This is a genomic window from Burkholderia diffusa, assembly GCF_902499115.1.
Lineage (GTDB): Bacteria > Pseudomonadota > Gammaproteobacteria > Burkholderiales > Burkholderiaceae > Burkholderia > Burkholderia diffusa.
Window position 1 is genome coordinate 1 of sequence record NZ_CABVPN010000019.1, and the last position, 18,575, is coordinate 18,575.

The 18,575-nt window shown below is 69.2% G+C and carries 18 protein-coding genes; 8 read left to right on the plus strand and 10 right to left on the minus strand.

The window, feature by feature from the left end:
• From flgA to BTE28158_RS19730, 3 genes are all read left to right on the plus strand, one after another.
• Window positions 1-870: flagellar basal body P-ring formation chaperone FlgA (gene flgA / locus BTE28158_RS19720; protein WP_174920041.1), on the plus strand; the 870-nt coding region annotated here is incomplete at its 5' end.
• 118 nt (window positions 871-988) lie between these two features.
• Window positions 989-1,321, plus strand: a complete 333-nt coding sequence (gene flgM / locus BTE28158_RS19725; protein ID WP_059607369.1) for a flagellar biosynthesis anti-sigma factor FlgM — start codon at window positions 989-991, stop codon at window positions 1,319-1,321.
• An 85-nt stretch (window positions 1,322-1,406) separates the two neighbouring features.
• Window positions 1,407-1,847: a flagella synthesis protein FlgN gene (locus BTE28158_RS19730; protein WP_039317824.1), complete on the plus strand. Its 441-nt coding sequence runs from the start codon at window positions 1,407-1,409 to the stop codon at window positions 1,845-1,847.
• A gap of 123 nt (window positions 1,848-1,970) precedes the next feature.
• On the opposite strand, the gene BTE28158_RS19735 is transcribed toward BTE28158_RS19730, so the two are convergent.
• A complete protein-coding gene (locus BTE28158_RS19735; RefSeq protein ID WP_151052513.1) occupies window positions 1,971-3,821 on the minus strand; it encodes a M24 family metallopeptidase in 1,851 nt (616 codons plus the stop codon).
• Between the two features lie 454 nt (window positions 3,822-4,275).
• On the opposite strand from BTE28158_RS19735, the gene BTE28158_RS19740 reads away from it, so the two are divergent.
• The gene (locus BTE28158_RS19740; RefSeq protein ID WP_174920043.1) at window positions 4,276-5,094 is read left to right on the plus strand and encodes a helix-turn-helix domain-containing protein; all 819 of its coding nucleotides are present in this window, start codon (window positions 4,276-4,278) and stop codon (window positions 5,092-5,094) included.
• A gap of 45 nt (window positions 5,095-5,139) precedes the next feature.
• On the opposite strand, the gene BTE28158_RS19745 is transcribed toward BTE28158_RS19740, so the two are convergent.
• Genes BTE28158_RS19745 through BTE28158_RS19760 form a run of 4 tightly spaced genes read right to left on the minus strand, consistent with a single transcriptional unit; the run spans window position 5,140 to window position 10,049 of the window.
• Window positions 5,140-6,381, minus strand: a complete 1,242-nt coding sequence (locus BTE28158_RS19745) for a multifunctional CCA addition/repair protein (protein ID WP_124626953.1) — start codon at window positions 6,379-6,381, stop codon at window positions 5,140-5,142.
• Window positions 6,378-7,025, minus strand: coding sequence for a glutathione S-transferase family protein (locus BTE28158_RS19750; RefSeq protein WP_059607377.1), 648 nt, complete (start codon window positions 7,023-7,025; stop codon window positions 6,378-6,380). The genes BTE28158_RS19745 and BTE28158_RS19750 overlap by 4 nt, the downstream gene beginning before the upstream one ends.
• Before the next feature lie 54 nt (window positions 7,026-7,079).
• Window positions 7,080-8,039: a complex I NDUFA9 subunit family protein gene (locus tag BTE28158_RS19755; RefSeq protein ID WP_174909397.1), complete on the minus strand. Its 960-nt coding sequence runs from the start codon at window positions 8,037-8,039 to the stop codon at window positions 7,080-7,082.
• Window positions 8,040-8,096: 57 nt separating this feature from the next.
• Window positions 8,097-10,049, minus strand: coding sequence for a lytic transglycosylase domain-containing protein (locus BTE28158_RS19760; RefSeq protein ID WP_124902957.1), 1,953 nt, complete (start codon window positions 10,047-10,049; stop codon window positions 8,097-8,099).
• Window positions 10,050-10,057: 8 nt separating this feature from the next.
• Between BTE28158_RS19760 and BTE28158_RS19765 the strand changes: the two genes are divergently transcribed.
• The gene (locus BTE28158_RS19765) at window positions 10,058-10,666 is read left to right on the plus strand and encodes a 5-formyltetrahydrofolate cyclo-ligase (RefSeq protein ID WP_059607382.1); all 609 of its coding nucleotides are present in this window, start codon (window positions 10,058-10,060) and stop codon (window positions 10,664-10,666) included.
• Between the two features lie 68 nt (window positions 10,667-10,734).
• Here BTE28158_RS19765 and BTE28158_RS19770 read toward each other — a convergent pair whose 3' ends face one another.
• The gene (locus BTE28158_RS19770) at window positions 10,735-11,247 is read right to left on the minus strand and encodes a winged helix DNA-binding protein (protein WP_059607383.1); all 513 of its coding nucleotides are present in this window, start codon (window positions 11,245-11,247) and stop codon (window positions 10,735-10,737) included.
• 148 nt (window positions 11,248-11,395) lie between these two features.
• Between BTE28158_RS19770 and pxpB the strand changes: the two genes are divergently transcribed.
• The 3 genes from pxpB to pxpA are packed head-to-tail and all read left to right on the plus strand — an operon-like array spanning window position 11,396 to window position 13,936.
• Entirely contained in the window at window positions 11,396-12,052 is a 657-nt protein-coding gene (pxpB, locus tag BTE28158_RS19775) for a 5-oxoprolinase subunit PxpB (RefSeq protein ID WP_059607384.1), read from the plus strand.
• Window positions 12,049-13,116: a 5-oxoprolinase subunit C family protein gene (locus BTE28158_RS19780; protein ID WP_151049584.1), complete on the plus strand. Its 1,068-nt coding sequence runs from the start codon at window positions 12,049-12,051 to the stop codon at window positions 13,114-13,116. The genes pxpB and BTE28158_RS19780 overlap by 4 nt, the downstream gene beginning before the upstream one ends.
• 55 nt (window positions 13,117-13,171) lie before the next feature.
• The gene (gene pxpA, locus BTE28158_RS19785; RefSeq protein ID WP_124626961.1) at window positions 13,172-13,936 is read left to right on the plus strand and encodes a 5-oxoprolinase subunit PxpA; all 765 of its coding nucleotides are present in this window, start codon (window positions 13,172-13,174) and stop codon (window positions 13,934-13,936) included.
• Window positions 13,937-14,505: 569 nt separating this feature from the next.
• Here pxpA and BTE28158_RS19790 read toward each other — a convergent pair.
• The 4 genes from BTE28158_RS19790 to BTE28158_RS19805 are packed head-to-tail and all read right to left on the minus strand — an operon-like array spanning window position 14,506 to window position 18,572.
• On the minus strand, window positions 14,506-15,651 hold the full coding sequence (locus BTE28158_RS19790) for a TraB/GumN family protein (RefSeq protein ID WP_151049582.1): 1,146 nt from the start codon (window positions 15,649-15,651) through the stop codon (window positions 14,506-14,508).
• Complete coding sequence (locus BTE28158_RS19795) at window positions 15,644-16,657, minus strand: peptide ABC transporter ATP-binding protein (protein WP_124626963.1); 1,014 nt, start codon at window positions 16,655-16,657, stop codon at window positions 15,644-15,646. Before BTE28158_RS19795 ends, BTE28158_RS19790 begins: the two co-directional genes overlap by 8 nt.
• Window positions 16,654-17,652 (minus strand): ABC transporter ATP-binding protein, encoded by a 999-nt coding sequence (locus BTE28158_RS19800; RefSeq protein WP_059607392.1) that lies wholly within the window; start codon window positions 17,650-17,652, stop codon window positions 16,654-16,656. The genes BTE28158_RS19795 and BTE28158_RS19800 overlap by 4 nt, the downstream gene beginning before the upstream one ends.
• A 2-nt stretch (window positions 17,653-17,654) precedes the next feature.
• Window positions 17,655-18,572, minus strand: coding sequence for an ABC transporter permease subunit (locus BTE28158_RS19805; RefSeq protein WP_059607393.1), 918 nt, complete (start codon window positions 18,570-18,572; stop codon window positions 17,655-17,657).
• Window positions 18,573-18,575: the final 3 nt, after the last annotated feature.

An 18,575-nucleotide genomic window follows, 5' to 3' on the forward strand; every position in this document is an offset into this window, starting at 1 on the left:
CCGCGCCCCGCCTACGCCGCCGCGCGCACGAACGCAGGCGATGACGCGCGGCGCGCCGCCGATCCGGGTGCCGTCGCGACCGTCGTCGCCGGCACGGCCGAACCCGCATCGAATCCCGCGCGAGCGGCCATCGCCGCGCGCATGGCGGCGGCCCGGGCCGCTTCAGCCGCGCCGGCCTCTCGCGCGCCGGGCGCTGCCGTGAACCCGGCCCAGGCCACCACCGCGTCCCAGCCGGCCACGCTGCCCGGCCAGCAGGACCCCGACACGATCCGGCGCACGGCCCTCGCGTTCCTGCAGCAGCAGGTCGCGGGCCTGCCGGGCAAGACCACCGCGACCGTCGCGGCCGCGTTTCCGCGCGGGCTCGCCGCGTGCACGACGCTCGAGCCGTTCCTGCCGACCGGTGCGCGCCTGTGGGGCCGCACGACGGTCGGCGTGCGCTGCGCCGGCGAGCGGCCGTGGACCGTCTATCTGCAGGCGAAGGTCGCCGTGCAGGCCACCTATTACGTCGCCGCTCGGCAGATCGCGCCCGGCGAGCCGCTCACCGCGGCCGACCTCGTCGCGCGCGACGGCGACCTGACGGTGCTGCCGCTGGCGGTGATCACCGATCCCGCGCAGGCGGTCGGCGCGATCGCGCTGGCCCGGATCTCGGCCGGGCTGCCGTTGCGCCAGGACATGCTGAAGAGTGCCGCGTCGGTGTCGGCCGGCCAGACGGTGCGGGTCGTCGCGGCCGGACCCGGCTTCACGATCTCGGCCGAGGGCAGCGCGCTCGCGAATGCGGCGCCGGGCCAGTCGGTGCGGGTCAGGATGGCGGCGGGCCAGATCGTCACGGCGATCGTCAAGGACGCCGGGACCGTGGAAATTCCGCTATAGGGACGGATCGCGCCGCAAGATTGTAAAGAATTGTTTATTCGGAGGATTTCGGGCTCACGATGCTAAAGTTCGGGCCGACCCGGCCGTTATCTGGGTCATACCGTACAGGAAACCCATCGTGAAGATCGATTCCACTCCGAACCCGAGCCCACTCGCGTCGACCGGCAACGGCGCGACCCGCGCGCAATCCGGCGCGGCATCGTCGTCGTCCGCGCAGGTGGCCGACGCAGGATCGACCGGCGGCGACACGACCGTGAACCTGTCGGGTCTGTCCGGCCAGCTGCGTTCGCTGTCGGCCTCCGGCAGCGCCGACATCGACACGGCCCTCGTCCAGTCGATCAAGGACGCGCTGAACAACGGCACGTTGACGATCGACGTGAACAAGATCGCCGACGGCGTACTGAATACCGCCCGCGACCTGCTGCAAAAGCAGCGCCCGCAGGGCAACTGAGCCGGCCCGGGGCCCGTCACGCCCTGACCGGTCCCCTGGTTTGCCGGCATGCGGACACGCGTGCCGGCGCGACGAGCATGACGCGATGAGAGAAGAGCTGCTGGCCACGGTCAACGACGAACACGCGACGGTCGAAGCGTTCGCGTCCCTGCTCGCCTACGAGGAAAAGGCACTGACGACGCCGGAGCCGCTTGAAATGCTGCCCGGCATCGTCGAGAAGAAAAGCGCGCTGATCGACCGGCTCGCGCAGCTCGAGCGCACGCGCGACACGCAGTTGTCCGCGCTCGGCTTTCCGGCCGGCAAGAAAGGGATGGACCAGGCCGCCGAGCGCGATGCCCGCCTCGCCGGCCGCTGGCAGTTGCTGCTGCAGGCCGCCGAACGCGCGCGCCAGGCCAATGCGACCAACGGGATGCTGATCCGGATCCGGATGGACTACAACGAGCGCGCGCTCGCGGTGCTGCGCTCGGCGCCCGCGCCGGCCGGGGTCTATGGCCCGGACGGGCGTGTGTCGGCGCTGATGCGTTGATGCCCCGACTGCACCGACTTCACCGATTGCCCCGATTCCACTGACGTACCGATCACGCCGGCGCACCGACGCGCCGGCTGCGCATCGCGCGACCCTGCCGCGGCCGCGCGCACTTCCCCCGTCTTAAAGCAGCGGACACGCGGTGACCTGCGTGCCGCGTTCCACGCAAAGCCGTTCGTAGTCGCGCAGGTACGCGCGCTCGTCGTCGTTCAGCAGCTCGACGTCGATCAGGTCCCAGTCGTAGCCGACCGTGACGATGTTCTCGAACGCCACGGTGTCCGATGCTTCGTCGTCCGCGCGCACGATCACGATGTTCTCGATCCGCACGCCGCCCTTGCCCGGCAGGTAGATGCCCGGTTCGACCGAAATCACCGCGTTCGGCACCAGCCCGTACTGCGCGCCCGGCGCGAACCGCACACCGCCCTCGTGCACGTGGATCCCGACGCCGTGCCCGGTGCCGTGGCCGAAATCGTAGCCGTGGTCGCGGCACACCTGGCGCACCGTCGCATCGACGTCGCCGCCCGTCGCCGTCTTCGGGAAGCGCGTGACGAGCCCCTTGATGCACGCCTTCAGCGCGACCGTGTAGATCTCGCGCTGCCACGGCTGCGCGACCGTCTCCGGCTGCGTGCGACGCAGCACGACGCGCGTGCAGTCCGTCGCGAAACCGGCGTCGTAGTAAGCGCCGCTGTCGAGCAGCACGAGCTCGCCTTCCGTCAGCTCGACGTCGGCGCTCGCCGCCGTGTAGTGCGCGAATGCGCTGTTCGCGCCGTTCGCCGCGATCGACGGGAACGTCAGCGCGACCGCCGAGCGGGCGCCGTACGCGTCGTTGATCGTGCGGGCCAGGTCGTACTCGGTATGGCGCTGCCCCGGCTCGCCGGCCTTCGCCCAGCGCATCGTTTCGGCGATCGCCGCCGAGCTGCGCGCGAACGCGTCGCGGAACCGGTCGAGCACCGCCGGCGTCTTGCCGGCCCGCAGCGCCTCCACCGGGTTGAAATCGGCGTGGCGCGCATGCGGCCACACGCGGCGCACCGACTCGACGAGCGCCCAGTTGACCGATTCGAACCCGTAGCACACGTGGTCGACCGCGAATTGCGCGAGGAAACGCTCGAGTTCGGCGAAGTCGCGCCGGATCACGTGCAGCGCGGGATACGACGCCAGCTCGACCGGACATCGGTCGCAGCCTTCCGGCAGGAACAGCGCGACCTGCTCGCCGACCGCGAACAGGAAGCCCAGGTGCGACGATGCATTCGGGATGTGATAGCCGCGGCTGTTCAGCAGGTAAGCGAGATCGTCGGACGCGCATGTGAAGAACGCGGTCTTGCCGGGCGCCGCGCCGGTGTGCGCGGCGAGCCGCCGGTTCAGCGCGTCGAGGTTGTCCGCGACGCTCGCGCCGGTCATCGCGTCCGGCAGTTCGAAGATCGGCCGCTCGACCACCCAGCCCGGCAGCCCGATCGCGCGGTCGATTTCGCGCTCGACGAGGCTCGTCCAGTCGAGCGACGCCGCCTGCGTGCGCTCGACCAGCCGGTCGCGCTGCGCGACGCTGATCCGCAGCGCGTCGTAGCCGACGCGCGCGAGCCGGCTCGCGTGCGCGAGCAGCCAGTCGGCCAGCGCCTGCCAGATCGTCACGTTCATCCCGAGCTTTTCGATGCGCACGCGCGCCGGGTCGCACTGCTGTTCGGCCTGCAGGTGATAGCGGCCGTCGACGAACAGCACGAACGGCGGCACGCCGAGCGCCTGCGCGGTCGCCGCGCTCAGGAAAATCCCGCAGCCGGCCGAGCCGTCGAAGCCCGACAGCGCGTAGCGCGGGTTGTTGCGGCGCGGCAGGTATTCGGTGATGTATTCGTCCTGCGACGTGACCACGACCGCGTCGAGCCGGGCGGCGTCGAGCAGTCGCGACAGGCCGGCCTGCGTGTCGGCGACGGACGCGTCGTACGAGGGAAGGCCGGAGAAGCTGTATTTCAGTCGATCGATCATCGGATACCCGTTATTGATTGTTGTCGGCGGCCGGCGGCGTCACGCGCCGGCGCATGCCTGGCGCGGCACGCCGCCCGTGCGGGGACGAAGCGCGGCCCGGCGGGCAGCCGTGCCGCGGTGTCGTTCCGTCGACGGATTTTCGGGGAAATTTTTGTCTCACTTAACTTTGTTTGATGCGAGCGACAGAATCTAGTGCACGCTGAAATCGAGGTCAAGCCAAAATTTTCGTAGGGCTAAAATTGCCGGCACCGCGCGCGACGGCGGCGCGGCCCCGCGCGGCCCTGCATGACGCGGGGCGCCTGGCGTCCTGGCGTCCGGGCGCCGGCGTGCGCGGTACAATGCGCCGGCATCGTCGTCCCGACGGCCGTGCTTCGTGCGATTCGCGGAAAGCCGCATCCCGGCGACGGCACCGCCCCTCCGCTCGCCTTGCGACTCGTTGCCACGAAAGAGATTCATGGATTCAGACATCATGCGTATCGGCCAGCGCATTCGCCGCCTGCGCCGGGAAGCGAAGAAGACGCTGCTGGAAGTCGCGACCGAAGCGAACCTGTCGGTCGGGTTCCTGTCGCAGGTCGAGCGCCACCTCACCGGCATCTCGCTGTCGTCGCTCGTCAACGTCGCGAAGGCGCTGAACGTGCCGCTCGGCACGCTGATCGACCAGCCGCGCCAGGCGCAGCCCGACTCGCACGCGGGACGCCGCGAACCGTACGCGGTCGATGCCGCGTCGCAGTGGTACGAGCGGCTGTCCACCACCTTCGACGGCAGTCAGATCAACGCGCTCAAGGTCCGGATGATGGAGGGCTACCGATCGGAATGGGTCGCGCATGGCGGCGACGAGTTCGTGTACGTGCTGACCGGCCGGCTTTGCTACACGATCGGCAAGAAGGATTACCCGCTGTCTGCCGGCGACTCGCTGCACTTCGACGCGAGGAAGCGCCACCGCGTCGCGAACGTTGGCGACGGGGCCGCCGAAATGATCGCGGTCGGCACGCTGCCGCTCTTCGACGACAACGGCGCCGAGCTGGGATCCGAGGCGATGAAGATCAGACTGCTCGCACGCGATGCCGGCGCGGCGCCGGGCGAACCGCGCGTGAGCCGCCGCAAACCCGCACCGAAGCGCGAGCGCGACGCGGATTCGATCGCGGCCGCGCCCGTCGACACGCCGACCCGCCCGGCGGCCAAGCCAGCGGCCGGGAAGCCGCGCGCGGCCGCCGGCAAACGTCCGGCCGCCGCCACCCCGGCCCGCCGCGCCACCGCCCGCACGAAACAATGACGGCAGCCGGCCGGGCGGCGCACCACGCCACCCGGCGCTTGCGCACTATTCCCCGATCGCCAGTGCCTGCTTGACGGCCTCGATGCGCGCGCGATGCACGGCGTCCTTGATCTGCATCGCATCGTTGGCGAAGCCGCGCGCGATCGCGCCCGCGTCGACGCTGCGCGCCGCCACCAGCGCCACGCGCAGCCGCTCGGCCTGCGGATACGGCTGCGTGTCGAGCCCGAGCCGGCCGCGCGCATCCGATTCGCACGCCTGCAGCATCTCGGCGAAGCGCGCGGGCTTGCGCAACGCGTCGCTGCGCTCGAAGAGCCGCACCAGCGCGGCTGCGCCCATTTCCATCACGCGATGCAGGTTGCCGTGCTCGCGCGCGACCACCAGCGCGAGATCGCGGCACTCGTTCGGCACCCGCAGCCGCTCGCACAACGGCTTGATGAGGTCGACGCTGCGGCCTTCGTGGCCGACATGGCGCGGCAGCACGTCGGCGGGCGTGGTCGCCTTGCCGAGATCATGCGTGAGCGCCGCGAAACGCACCGGCAGCGAGTAGCCCTGCTTCGCTGCGTAGTCGACGACCATCATCACGTGCACGCCCGTGTCGACTTCCGGGTGGTAGTCGGCGCGCTGCGGCACGCCCCACAGCGCGTCGACCTCGGGCAGGATGCGCGCGAGCGCGCCGCACTCGCGCAGCACCGCGAACATCCGCGACGGCTTCACCTCCATCAGCCCGCGCGCGATCTCCTGCCACACGCGCTCGGGTACCAGCGCGTCCGCTTCGCCCGCGTCGACCATCCGCCGCATCAGCGCGAGCGTATCGTCCGCGACCGTGAAATCCGCGAAGCGCGCGGCAAAGCGCGCGATCCGCAGGATCCGCACCGGATCCTCGACGAACGCGTCGCCGACGTGTCGGAACACCCGTGCACGCAGGTCGGCCTGCCCGTCGAACGGATCGATCACCGGGCCGACCAGCGCGCCCTCCGGGCTCACTTCACGCGCCATCGCGTTGATCGTCAGGTCGCGCCGCGCGAGGTCCTCGTCGAGCGTCACGTCCGGCGCGTAGTAGAACTGGAAGCCGTGATAGCCGGCCGCCGTCTTGCGTTCGGTGCGCGCGAGCGCGTATTCCTCCTGCGTATCCGGATGCAGGAACACGGGGAAATCCTTGCCGACCGGCCGGAAGCCCTGCGCGGCCATCTGCTCGGGCGTCGCGCCCACCACCACGTAGTCGCGGTCCTGCACCGGCACGCCGAGCAATTCGTCGCGGATCGCTCCGCCTACTGCGTAGATGTTCATGGCGTCGGTTCGTATTCGGCGATCACGTGGGTTTCGCGGCGCGCGGCATCGATCCAGCGCTGCACCGCCGGCAGCGCCGTCACGCGCGCGGCATACCCGGCCGCCTCCGGCGACAACTCCGGCGCATACGTGTTGAAACGCATCACGACGGGCGCATACATCGCATCGGCAATCCCGAATTCACCGAACAGGAACGGTCCGCCCGATGCCTCGATGCATGCACCCCACAGCGCGTCGATGCGCGCGACGTCGGCAAGCGCATCGGGCGTCGCACCGCGCCCCGGCATCGACGCGCGCACGTTCATCCCCATCTGCGTGCGCAGCGCGGCGAAGCCCGAGTGCATCTCGGCCGAGATGCAGCGCGCATGCACGCGATCGAGCGGATCGGCCGGCCACATCGGGAACTGCGGATAGCGCTCGGCGAGCGTCTCGGCGATCGCGAGCGAATCCCAGATCGCGACGCCGTGGTCGTCGATCAGGCACGGCACCTTGCCGGTCGGCGAATACTCGCGGATGCGCGCGGCCGTGTCGTCGCGGCGCAGCTCGATGGCGATCTCGTCGAACGGGATGCCGAAATGCGCGAGCAGCAGCCACGGCCGCATCGACCACGACGAGTAATTCTTATCTCCAATGATGAGTTTCATGGCGAGGTTCCGAAAAGCGCGAAAGTGAATGACGGAAGCGACGGCCCGCGACGCCTAGCGGCGCGAGCGGAACCAGTCGAAGCGGGAGCGCCGCGCGGCATGGCCGAGATACGCGGGCGCGATGCTCTCGAGACTCGCGGGCGCGATCCCGAGTTCGGGCGCGAGCGGCCCGGACAGCACGTTCGGCACCGACATCGACGCGAGATTGTCGCGCGTGATCACCGGCTCGCCGGGCAGGCATTCGAACACGCTCGCCTGCAGCCGCGCGAGCGCGTCGGGCAGGCGCACGATGCGTGCCTGACGGCCGACCAGCGTGCCGCAATAGCGCACCAGTTGCTCGAGCGTGTAGACGGTCGGGCCGCCGAGTTCGTAGGTCTTGCCGTGCGCGGCCGCGAGATCGAGCGTGTTGACGAACGCGCGCACGACGTCGCCGACGAACACCGGCTGGAAGCGCGCGTCGGGCATCGCGAGCGGCAGCACCGGCAGCGTGCGCTGCAGGTTCGCGAACGTGTTCAGGAACGCGTCGCCGGGGCCGAACACGACCGACGGGCGGAAGATCGTCAGCGCGAGCGAATCGGTCGCCGCGACCGCATGCAGCGCGGCCTCGCCGTCGCCCTTCGAGCGCTGGTACATGCTCGGGCCGTGCGAATCGGCGCCGAGCGCGCTCATGTGCAGCACGCGCCGCACGCCGACTTCGACGCACGCGGCGGCCAGCGCGGCCGGCAGCGCGACGTGCGCGCGCTCGAACCCGGGCCCGTACGGCGTGCCGCGGCCGCCGTGCAGCACGCCGACGAGGTTGACGGCCGCATGCGCGCCGGCAACGAACCGCGCCAGCGTGCGCGTATCGAGATCGTCGAGCTCGACGATCTCGATCGGCAGCATCTGCAGGTGGCGTGCATGCTCGCGCCGCCGCGTGCCGATCCGCACCTGCTTGCCGGCGTCGATCAGCGCATTGACGAGCCGGCTGCCGATGAAGCCGGTGCCACCCAACAGCGCGACGGTCTGACGATCCATGATGGTGACCTCAAAAGCACACTGCCGCGTCTCGCGCGGCAGTGTGAAGATGGCGGATCAGGGCGAGATCATGCCTAGGCGTTTCTTCAACGACTGCGGTTTGCCTTCGAAGAGCGCCGCGTAGTAAACGGTATTCGACAGCACGTTCTTCACGTAGTCGCGCGTCTCGTTGAATGGAATCGTCTCCGCGAAGATCGCGCCTTCGACCGGCTGCGTCAACACCTGGCGCCACTGGCGCGGCCGGCCCGGGCCCGCGTTGTAGCCGGCCGTCGCCAGCACCGGCGAGCTGTCGAAGTTGTTGTAGATGTCCGACAGGTACCAGGTGCCGAGCTGGATGTTCGTATCGATGTCATGCATCTGCGCACGCGTGATCGTGCCCATCCCGAGCTTCTTCGCGACGATCTGCGCGGTGGCCGGCATCAGCTGCATCAGCCCGCCCGCGCCGACCGACGAACGCGCGTTCGTGATGAAGCGCGATTCCTGGCGGATCAGCCCGTACGCCCATTCGACGTCGAGGCCGGTCGACTGCGCGTAGCGCTCGACGATGTCTCGGTACGGCGACGGGTAGCGCAGCGTGAAATCGTGCTCGGCCTTCGTGCGGTCGGCCGTGTTGACCGTGCGGTCGAGCAGGTCGATGCGCTTGCCGTATTCGGCGGCCGCGAGCAGCTGGCGATCGGTCATCCCGCGCAGCGGCCAGTTCCATTCGCGGTTGCCTTCGAGGCGCAGGTTCAGCCCATAGAAGCGTTGCGCGAGCGCGAAGCCCGGGATCTTGCTCATCGCGTCGACGTCGGCGTCGCTCACCTTCGTGCGCGGCGGGATCGACGTGCGCTGGCCGAGCTCCTCGCCGGCGAGCTGTCCGTAGAAGTTGAACTGGCCCGCGACCTGCTCGAATTCCTGGTTCGCCTGCAGCGTGTCGCCGCTCTGCTTGAGCGCGCGTGCATGCCAGTAGATCCACGCCGGATCGCTGCGCAGCGACGGCGGCATCTGTTCGATCGACCAGCGCACCATCGGCCAGTTGCCGACGAGCAACGCGGCGCGCGTGCGCCATTCGTAACCCGGGTTCGACAGCGGCGCGTTCGCGGATTTCGCATACCAGACCGAGGCGAGCGCCGAGCGCTTGATCGCCCCCTGGTAGCCGATCGCACCCCATGCGATCGCCTGCTCCTGCTTCGTCAGCGAGCCGGCGATCGACGTCAGCATTCCCGCCGCGGCGTCCGGATCGTTGCGCGCCATGCGGCCGAGCGCGATCAGCGCGAGCTGGTGCGATGCCGCGTCGGGGCCGACGCCGCGCGCGAGGTACAGCGGCGGCGCGCTGGTTGCCTGGTCGAAGCCGACCGGCCGCGGCCCGAGCGCGTCGACGATCTTCCCGCCGAGTGTCGTGTAGTTCTGCTCGTACGCGAGGCGTGCCTGCAGCCACACGTCGTCGCTCGTGAACTGCTGGTTGACGGTAAGCGCCGTAATCAGGTCGACACAGGCGTCGCCGTAGTATTTCGGCTCGACGAGCAGCGCGCGCGCCGCCTCGGCGACGTTCTCGCCGCGCGCCGCGCGCGATTCGAGCGCGTAGCACTTGACCTGCGTGTCGTCGTCGAGCACGAAGCGCTTGTACTGGTCGTCGAAGCTGCGCCAGTCGTGGCGCGCGCCGAGCACGAGCAGGTAGTCGTTGCGCAGGCGGTCGGCGATTGCCTGGCCGTCGTAGCGCTGCAGGAACGACTGCACGGGGGCGTCGGGAGCGTCGACACGTGCGCGGCCCGTCGAATCGAACAGTTGCGGCTTGATCTGGAAATACTCGACGTAGGACGGGACCGGATAGTTCGGAATCATCGCCGCGAGCTGCGCGGCCTTCGCGGCGTCGTTGCGGCGCGCGGCTTCGCGCAGCTGCACGAAGATCTGGTCGTCCCCGGCGAGCGTGTCGTCGTTCGGTGCGGCGCACGCGGCCGTGCCCGCGACGAGCGCGGCGGCCGAAAGCGCGAACGCGACCGCGCGATATACTCGGAAAAGGCTGTTCGACATCGTTTTGAATGGAGCACGAAGTGAGCGAAAGCATAGCATGCAACCCTGTGCCGAACCCGAAGGTTGCACTGCGCAAAGCGCTGTCCGGCGCGCGTCGCGACGCCGCGTCGCAGCCCGCCGCGAATGCCGCGCTCGACGCGCGGCTGCGCCTGTTGCTCGAACGGCTCGCACCGCGCACGGTCGGCTTCTACTGGCCCCTGCCGGGCGAATTCGACGCACGCGACGCGGTGCTCGCGTGGTCCGCGGCAGGCTCAGGTCGCCGCGCCGCGCTGCCGGTGATCGGCGAGAAGCACACGCCGCTCGCGTTCCATGCGTGGGATGCGCACACGCCGATGCGCGAAGGGCATCACCGGATTCCGGAGCCGGCGTCCGGGGTCGTCGTCGTGCCCGATCTGTTGCTGATTCCGTGTGTGGGATTCGATCTGCAGCGCTACCGGCTCGGCTATGGCGGCGGCTATTACGACCGCACGCTCGCGGTGTGGCCGGGCGAGACGCTGCCGGTGACGGTCGGCATTGCGTATGAAGCGTGCCGCGTGGATGCGCTGCCGGCCGAAGCGCACGATCTCGCGATGCGCTGGATCGTGACCGACGGCGCGCTTTACCCGGCCGCCGGATGACGGGGCGCGCGACGCGGCGTCTGCGGCATGCCGCGCGTCACCGCGTCGACCGTCCTGTCCGCAATCGTTTACAGCGACGCCGCCGCGCGCGCGGCGGTGTCGTAGAGGCCCGATGCGTGGCGCAGCAACTGCGCCGCGTCGCCAATCTGCTCGTTGGTGAGGCCGCTGTCCTTCAGCGTCTCGATCAGGCAATGCTCGCGCACCTCCCGATACTTCATGCACAGCTCGCGGCCCGCGTCGGTCGCGAAGAAGAACACTTCCTTGCCGCTCTTCTCGCTTTTCACATAGCCGCGCGCGATCAGTTTTTTCAGCGCATAGGTCGCGACGTGCGTATCCTCGATATTGAGCACGAAGCAGATGTCGGCGAGCTTCTTCTTGCGTTCGCGATGGCTGACGTGATGCAGCAGCGACACCTCGACCGCCGTCATGTCCTTCGCACCCGCGGCCGACATGCAGCGCACCATCCAGCGGTTGAAGGCATTGCCGGCCATGATGAGCCCGTATTCGAGTTCCGACAGCTCCGCGCTCGAATCGGAAACGAGGTGTTCGGATGACACGATCTTGGTCGGGGGACGCTTCATGGAAAGGCGGCGCAAGCAGGATGTCAGGGTGTGCCGAGTGTACGTCAGAAGCCCGGGTATACGGGCTAGGCGAAAACGCTTATTGGTAAGTTATCGATATGTTATTGACAATGTGCGCTAACATTGCCGTCCGAACCGTGCCAGTCCGATGACGCAACCCCGCATTTATCCGCTCGGCGATGCCGCCCTCGTCTGCGAGGTGCCGCCGCCCGCCACGCTCGATTGCCAGCGCCGCGTCTGGGCCGTCGCCGAGATCGCGCGCGCATGGCCCGACGTGATCGACGTCGTGCCGGGCATGAACAACCTGACGATCGTGTTCGACGCGCTCGCCGCGACGGCCGAGTCGCTCACGCCCGCGCTGCGCGACGCATGGGAAACCGCCGACGTCGAGCATGCGGACGGCCGCGAGATCGAGATCCCGGTCGAATACGGCGGTGCGGCCGGCCCCGACCTGGCGGCCGTCGCCGCGCATACCGGGCTGCCGGCCGACGAAGTCGTCGCGCGACACGCAGCCGGCGAATACGTCGTGTTCTTCGTCGGCTTCCAGCCGGGCTTCGCCTATCTCGGCGGCCTCGATGCGTCGCTGCACACGCCGCGCCGCGCGGCGCCGCGCCTGGAAGTGCCGGCCGGCTCGGTCGGCATCGGCGGTGCGCAGACGGGCATCTACCCGGCCACGTCGCCCGGCGGCTGGCAGCTGATCGGCCGCACGTCGCACGTGCTGTTCGACCCGGTGCGGCCGCAGCCGACGCTGCTGCTGCCCGGCGACCGCGTGCGCTTCACCATTGCCGGAGTCGACCCGACATGAGCCAGAACACCGCACCGGGCACGATCGAGGTGGTCCGCGCCGGCCCGCTGTCGACCGTGCAGGATCTCGGCCGCCGCGGCATGCGCCATCTCGGCGTTGCGCAGGGCGGCGCGCTCGACGGCCTCGCGCTCGAAGTCGGCAACCGGCTGGTCGGCAATCGCCCCGAAGCGGCGGCCGTCGAAATCACGATCGGCCCGGCCGCGTTCCGCTTCACGCGCGCGACGCGCATCGCGATCACCGGCACCGAATTCGGCGCGACGCTCGACGGCAAGCCCGTGTATTCGTGGTGGAGCCTGCCGGTCGACGCCGGGCAGACGCTCGTGCTGCCGGCCGCGAAACGCGGGATGCGCGGCTATCTGTGCATCGCGGGCGGCATCGACGTGCTGCCGATGCTCGGCTCGCGCAGCACCGATCTCGCATCGCGCTTCGGCGGCCTCGGCGGCCGCGCGCTGCGCGATGGCGATCGGCTTCCGGTCGGTGTGCCGCCGGCCGGCGCCGGCTGCCTCGCAGCCGATGCGCCCGAATTCGGCGTGAAGGCGCCTGCGTGGTGCGCGTTCGTGCGCGTCGACGAACCGCCGCGCCGCCACCGGCCCGCGCATGCGCCGTGGGCGATGCCCGTGCGCGTGCTGCCGGGCCCCGACTACGCGTCGTTCGCGGCCGATTCGCAGCAGGCGTTCTGGGACGAGGAATGGCTCGTCACCGCGAACAGCAACCGGATGGGCTATCGTCTCGCCGGCGCCGAGCTGGTGCGCGAGCGGCCGGTCGAGCTGCTGTCGCATGCGGTGCTGCCCGGCACGATCCAGGTGCCGCCGAACGGCCAGCCGATCGTGCTGATGCACGACGCGCAGACCACCGGCGGCTATCCGAAGATCGGCACGGTGATCCGCGCGGATCTCTGGAAACTCGCGCAGGCGCGGCTCAACCTGCCGATCCGCTTCGTGCGCACGACACCCGACGCCGCGCGCGCCGCCCTGACCGCGGAACGCGCCTATCTCCGGCAGATCGACGTCGCGATCGAGATGCGCGAGGAAACCCGCCGCCGCGTTCAATCGCGCGCGGCGTGACAATGGCGGAAGCAGGACGAAGGACGCGCCACGCCATCAGTGGACGAGGAACATCATGGAAATCGATCTGAATGCCGATCTCGGCGAAGGATGCGGATCGGACGAGGCGCTGCTCGACCTCGTCACGTCGGCGAACATCGCGTGCGGCTGGCATGCAGGCGGCGCCAATGCGATGCGCGACTGCGTGCGCTGGGCCGTGCAGAAAGGCGTGTCGATCGGCGCGCACCCGAGCTTTCACGACCCGGAGAATTTCGGCCGCAAGGAGATGCAACTGCCGGCCGGCGACATCTACGCCGGCGTGCTGTACCAGCTCGGCGCGCTGTCGGCGATCGCACAGGCCGAGGGCGGCCGCATCGCGCACGTGAAGCCGCACGGCGCGCTGTACAACCAGGCCGCGCGCGACCCGATGATCGCCGACGCGGTGGTGTCCGCGATCCACGACTTCGATCCGTCGCTTGCCGTGTTCGGGCTGGCGAACAGCGTGTTCGTCGCGGCCGCGCGGCATGCGGGGCTCGCCGCAGTGGAGGAAGTGTTTGCCGATCGCGGCTACCGCGCGGACGGCTCGCTCGTGCCGCGCAGCCAGCCCGGCGCGCTGATCGATGACGAGGAAGCGGTGCTCGCGCGCACGCTCGACATGGTGCGCGATCGGCAGGTGCAGTCGGTGAGCGGCGAGTGGGTGCCGCTCAATGCGCAGACCGTCTGCCTGCACGGCGACGGCCCGCATGCGCTCGCGTTCGCGAAGCGGATCCGCGCGGCGCTCGAAGCGGCCGGTATCGATGTCGTCGCCCCGGGCGCGCTGGAGGCCGACGAAGGCGCCTGACCGGCGCGCAAGCCGCGCTGCCGCCAGATGAAAAACCGCCGCACCAAAGAAAAAAGCGCCCTCGTGGCGCTTTTCTGTTGGCGCAATCGCCGCGGCCTTCGCCGTCTGTCGATTCGCCCCCCGAAACCGTCTTTCGACGGTGACCGGAAAAATGCTCCGGAATAAAAAAACGTCCGCCGCCACCCGATTGCTGCTTCCCCCGGTCGGACGACGGAACGTCGCTTATCCGCAAGTCTGTCGCATGCATTTGTTGTACCGACGATGTTTGGCCCCGCCGTGCATGCAGACACTACGCGGCCGGCACGACATCACGTGCCGGCTACGCTAACCCCGCGCATTGTTTTCTGCTACCCCGTAGAACTTTTTCTATTCTTTTCATTTTTTCAACTTGTGGGATGAAGAATAGAGATCGGCAGAACCGGATGTCAATCGTTTTAAACGCTATTTTCTGAGGATTCAAGGGTTTTCCTTATCGAATCGAGCGGCGGCACGGGCACCCGCCGGCACCTCGCAGCGCGTGCGTGTCGTCGATCAAGCAGGGGAGGATCGGTGCACGGCGCCCGGCGCGATCAGTTCGCGTCGACCTGATACCCTTGCTGGCGCAACAATTCGAGCACCCCGCGCGGGCCGCCCAGATGCAGCGCGCCGATGGCGACGAATACCGGCCGGTTCGGCGCGGCGATTGCCGTCATCCGTGCAACGAAGCGCCGGTTGCGTTCGTACAGGATCTTGTTGTCGATCGACGCCGACAGCGCCTTCGAACGGGCCAGCCGCTCGCTCTTCGCGACCGCCCACGCCGAGATCGCATCGGCGTCGCCAATTTGCCACAGCCGGTGCAGCGCCTTGATGTCGTCGGCGTTCTGCGCCGGCGTCTGCACCATGTCCTGCGCGAGCATCTCGCGCTGCTCGGCGAGCGTCAGCCCGGTGAACGCACGCATCTGCTCGGCGAGCGTCTCGAGCCCGATCACGCGGCCGCCCTTCTTCTTCAGGAACACGTTCTGCAGTTGCGCCTCGGTGCCGTACTCGGTCTGCAGGCCGGCCGACAGCGAGTCGTAGGTTTCGACGACGAGCGCCGCGAGCCACGGCCGCATCTTGCGGATCTCGGCAAGCGCCGCCGGATTGCCGCGCAGGCGCCCCGCGAGGCGCTGCCACAGCGGATCGGGCAACAGGCGCTGCAGGCACGGGTAGCGGCACACGCCGTACTTCGACACGTCGTCCTGCGATTCGAGCAGATCGTCCGGCGACAGTTCGAGCGCGAGCGTCGGCGACGCCGCGAGCGCCCCGAGGATGCGCGGCCGGAACGGCTGCGCGGGCGGATAGTCGGACGGGTCGCCCGTATGCAGCGTGCCGAGCACGTACAGCGTGACCCTGCCCTTGGTCGCAACGTAGAACGGCATGCGCGCGGGCTGCACGCGCACGGTGCCGCGCGACACCGTGCCGTCCGACACGGCGGGCGCGTGGAAGCCCGGCAGGCTCATGCCGGGCGGCGGGACTTGCGACGGATGGATCGGTGAAGTGGCCGGCGCGCGCCCTTCGGCGCGCGCGGATTCGACGGGAACAGCAACGCTGGCCGCCACGCACGCGCCGGCCAGCGCCGCGCCCGTAACGGTACGCACGCTCCAGCGCCGCGCGTAGCGGTACGCGCGCATCACGCGCGCGCTGCTTGCCCCCGCACGGCGCACGCCGGACGCGCGCGCCGCCAACGCTTCAGGCATTCGCCTCCCCTACCTCCTCGGCCCGATGGCAGGCTACACGCCGGCCGTCCACTTCGCGCAGTTGCGGCTCCTCGACGCGGCAGCGCTCGACCGCGTACGGGCAGCGCTGGTGGAACGCGCAGCCCGACGGCGGATTGAGCGGCGACGGCAGCTCGCCCTGCAGCTTGATCTGCACACGGCGGTCTTCCTCGAAGATCGCCGGCGTCGCCGACATCAGCGCGCGCGTGTACGGATGGCGCGGCCGCGCGTAGATCGTCGCCTTGTCGCCGAGCTCGGCGACGCTGCCGAAGTACATCACCATCACGTCGTCGGCGACGTGCTCGACCACCGACAGGTTGTGCGAGATGAACACGTAGCTCGTCTTGAACTGCTCCTGCAGATCCATGAACAGGTTCAGGATCTGCGCCTGGATCGACACGTCGAGCGCGGACACCGGCTCGTCGGCGACGACGATCCGCGGATCGAGGATCATCGCGCGCGCGATCGCGACCCGCTGGCGCTGGCCGCCCGAGAACATGTGCGGATAGCGCTTCGCGTGCTCGGGCCGCAGGCCGACCGTGCGCATGATCTGCGCGATGCGCGACGCGCGTTCGGCGGCCGTCAGGTTCGCGTTGATCTCGAGCGGCTCGGAGAGCGTCTGCTCGACGGTCTTGCGCGGGTTCAGCGACGCGAACGGGTTCTGGAACACCATCTGCACGCGGCGGCGCAGCTCGGCGACCCGGTGGCGGTCGGCGCCCGCGACGTCCTTGCCGTCGATCGACAGATGGCCGGACGTCGGCGTCTCGATCATTGTCAGCTGCCGCGCGAGCGTCGACTTCCCGCAACCGGATTCGCCGACGACGGCGAGCGTCTTGCCGCGCTTGAGCGAAAACGACACGCCGTTGAGCGCCTTCACCGTGCCCTGGCCGAACATGCCGCGCTTCACCGTGTAGTGTTTCGCGAGCTGGTCGGCGACCAGCACGACGTCGTCATCGTGCGGCGCACGCGTTTCGTGGACTGCATTCATCGTGCGCCTCCCGTCAGGTCGAGGTTGGAAACATTAAGTGGCTTGATGCAGCGCGCACGCATCGCATCGTTGGCCGGCACCAGCGTATCGAGCGCCGGCCGCGCCTTGCGGCAGTCGTCGACGACGTACTTGCAGCGCGGCGCGAACAGGCACCCGGACGGGCGATCATCGCGGCCCGGCACCATGCCCGGCAATGCGGCAAGGCGACGCGCCCCCTGATTGTGCTCGGGAATCGCCGCGAGCAGCGCTTCGGTGTACGGATGATGCGGCGCACGGAAGATGTCCGGCACGCGGTTGGTCTCGATGACCTCGCCCGCATACATCACCGCGACGCGCTGCGCGACCTCCGACACCACGGCCAGATCGTGCGAGATCAGCACGAGCGCCATCCCGCGCTCCTTCTGCAGCTTCACGAGCAGGTCCATGATCTGCGCCTGGATCGTCACGTCGAGCGCGGTGGTCGGCTCGTCGGCGATCAGCAGCTTCGGGTTGCACGCCACCGCCATCGCGATCATCACGCGCTGGTTCATCCCGCCCGACATCTGGTGCGGGAACGCCGTGATGCGGTTCTTCGCATCGGGAATGCCGACCTGGTCGAGCAGCTCGAGCGCGCGCCGATGCAGCGCGTCGCCGCGCAGGCCCTCGTGCAGCTTCAGCACTTCCTTGATCTGGTAGCCGACCGTGTAGCTCGGATTCAGGCTCGACAGCGCGTCCTGGAACACCATCGCGATGTCCTTGCCGACGATCTTGCGGCGCGCCTTCGGCGACGCCTTCAGCAGGTCCACGCCGTTGAACGTGACTTCATCCGCCGTCACCTTGCCCGGCGCGTCGATCAGGCCCATCAGCGCCATCATCGTCACGCTCTTGCCCGAGCCCGATTCGCCGACGACGCCCACCACCTCGCCCGGCGCGATCGACAGGTTGATCCGGTCGACGGCGGGCAGGCCGTTGAAGTTCACCGCGAGATTGCGGATGGTCAGAAGATCTTGGCTCATGTTCACGCCATCCGTTTCAGTTTGGGATCGAGCGCGTCGCGCAGCCCGTCGCCGAGCAGGTTGATCGCGAGCACCGAAATCAGGATCGACAGGCCGGGCATCGTCACGATCCACCATGCGTTGTCGATGTAGTCGCGCGCGGAGGCCAGCATCGCGCCCCACTCGGCGGTCGGCGGTTGCACGCCGAGGCCGAGGAAGCCGAGCGCGGCCGCGTCCAGGATCGCCGACGAGAAGCCGAGCGTCGCCTGCACGATCAGCGGCGCCGTGCAGTTCGGCAGCACCTGCGAGAACATCAGGCGCAGCGTGCCGGCACCGGCCACGCGCGACGCCGTCACGTACTCCTTCTGCAACTCGCCGAGCGCCGACGCGCGCGTCAGGCGCACATAGGCCGGCAGCGCGACGATCGCGATCGCGAACATCGTGTTGGTGAGGCCCGGGCCGATGATGGCGACGACCGCGACCGCGAGCAGCAGGGACGGCAGCGCGAGCAGCACGTCCATGATGCGCATCACGGGCGTGTCGGCCCACTTCTGGAAGAACGCGGCGACCAGCCCGAGCACGATGCCGGGGATCAGCGCGAGCACGACCGACACGAAGCCGATCCAGAACGACATCCGCGCGCCGAACATCAGGCGCGAAAGAATGTCGCGGCCCGCTTCGTCGGTGCCGAGGATGAACTGCCAGTTGCCGCCCGCGAGCCATGCGGGCGGGATCTTCACGTAGTCGCGGTATTGCTCGACCGGGCTGTGCGGGGCGATCAGCGGCGCAAGGAGCGCGACCAGGATCAGCACGAGCACGACGATGCCGGCGCCGACGGCGCCGCGGTTGCGCGAGAAGTTGGCCCAGAACTCGCGCAGCGCGAGCGCACGGCCGCCGGCCGGCGCGGATTCGCTCGGCAGGGTGTTTTGCAGATTGCTCATGGA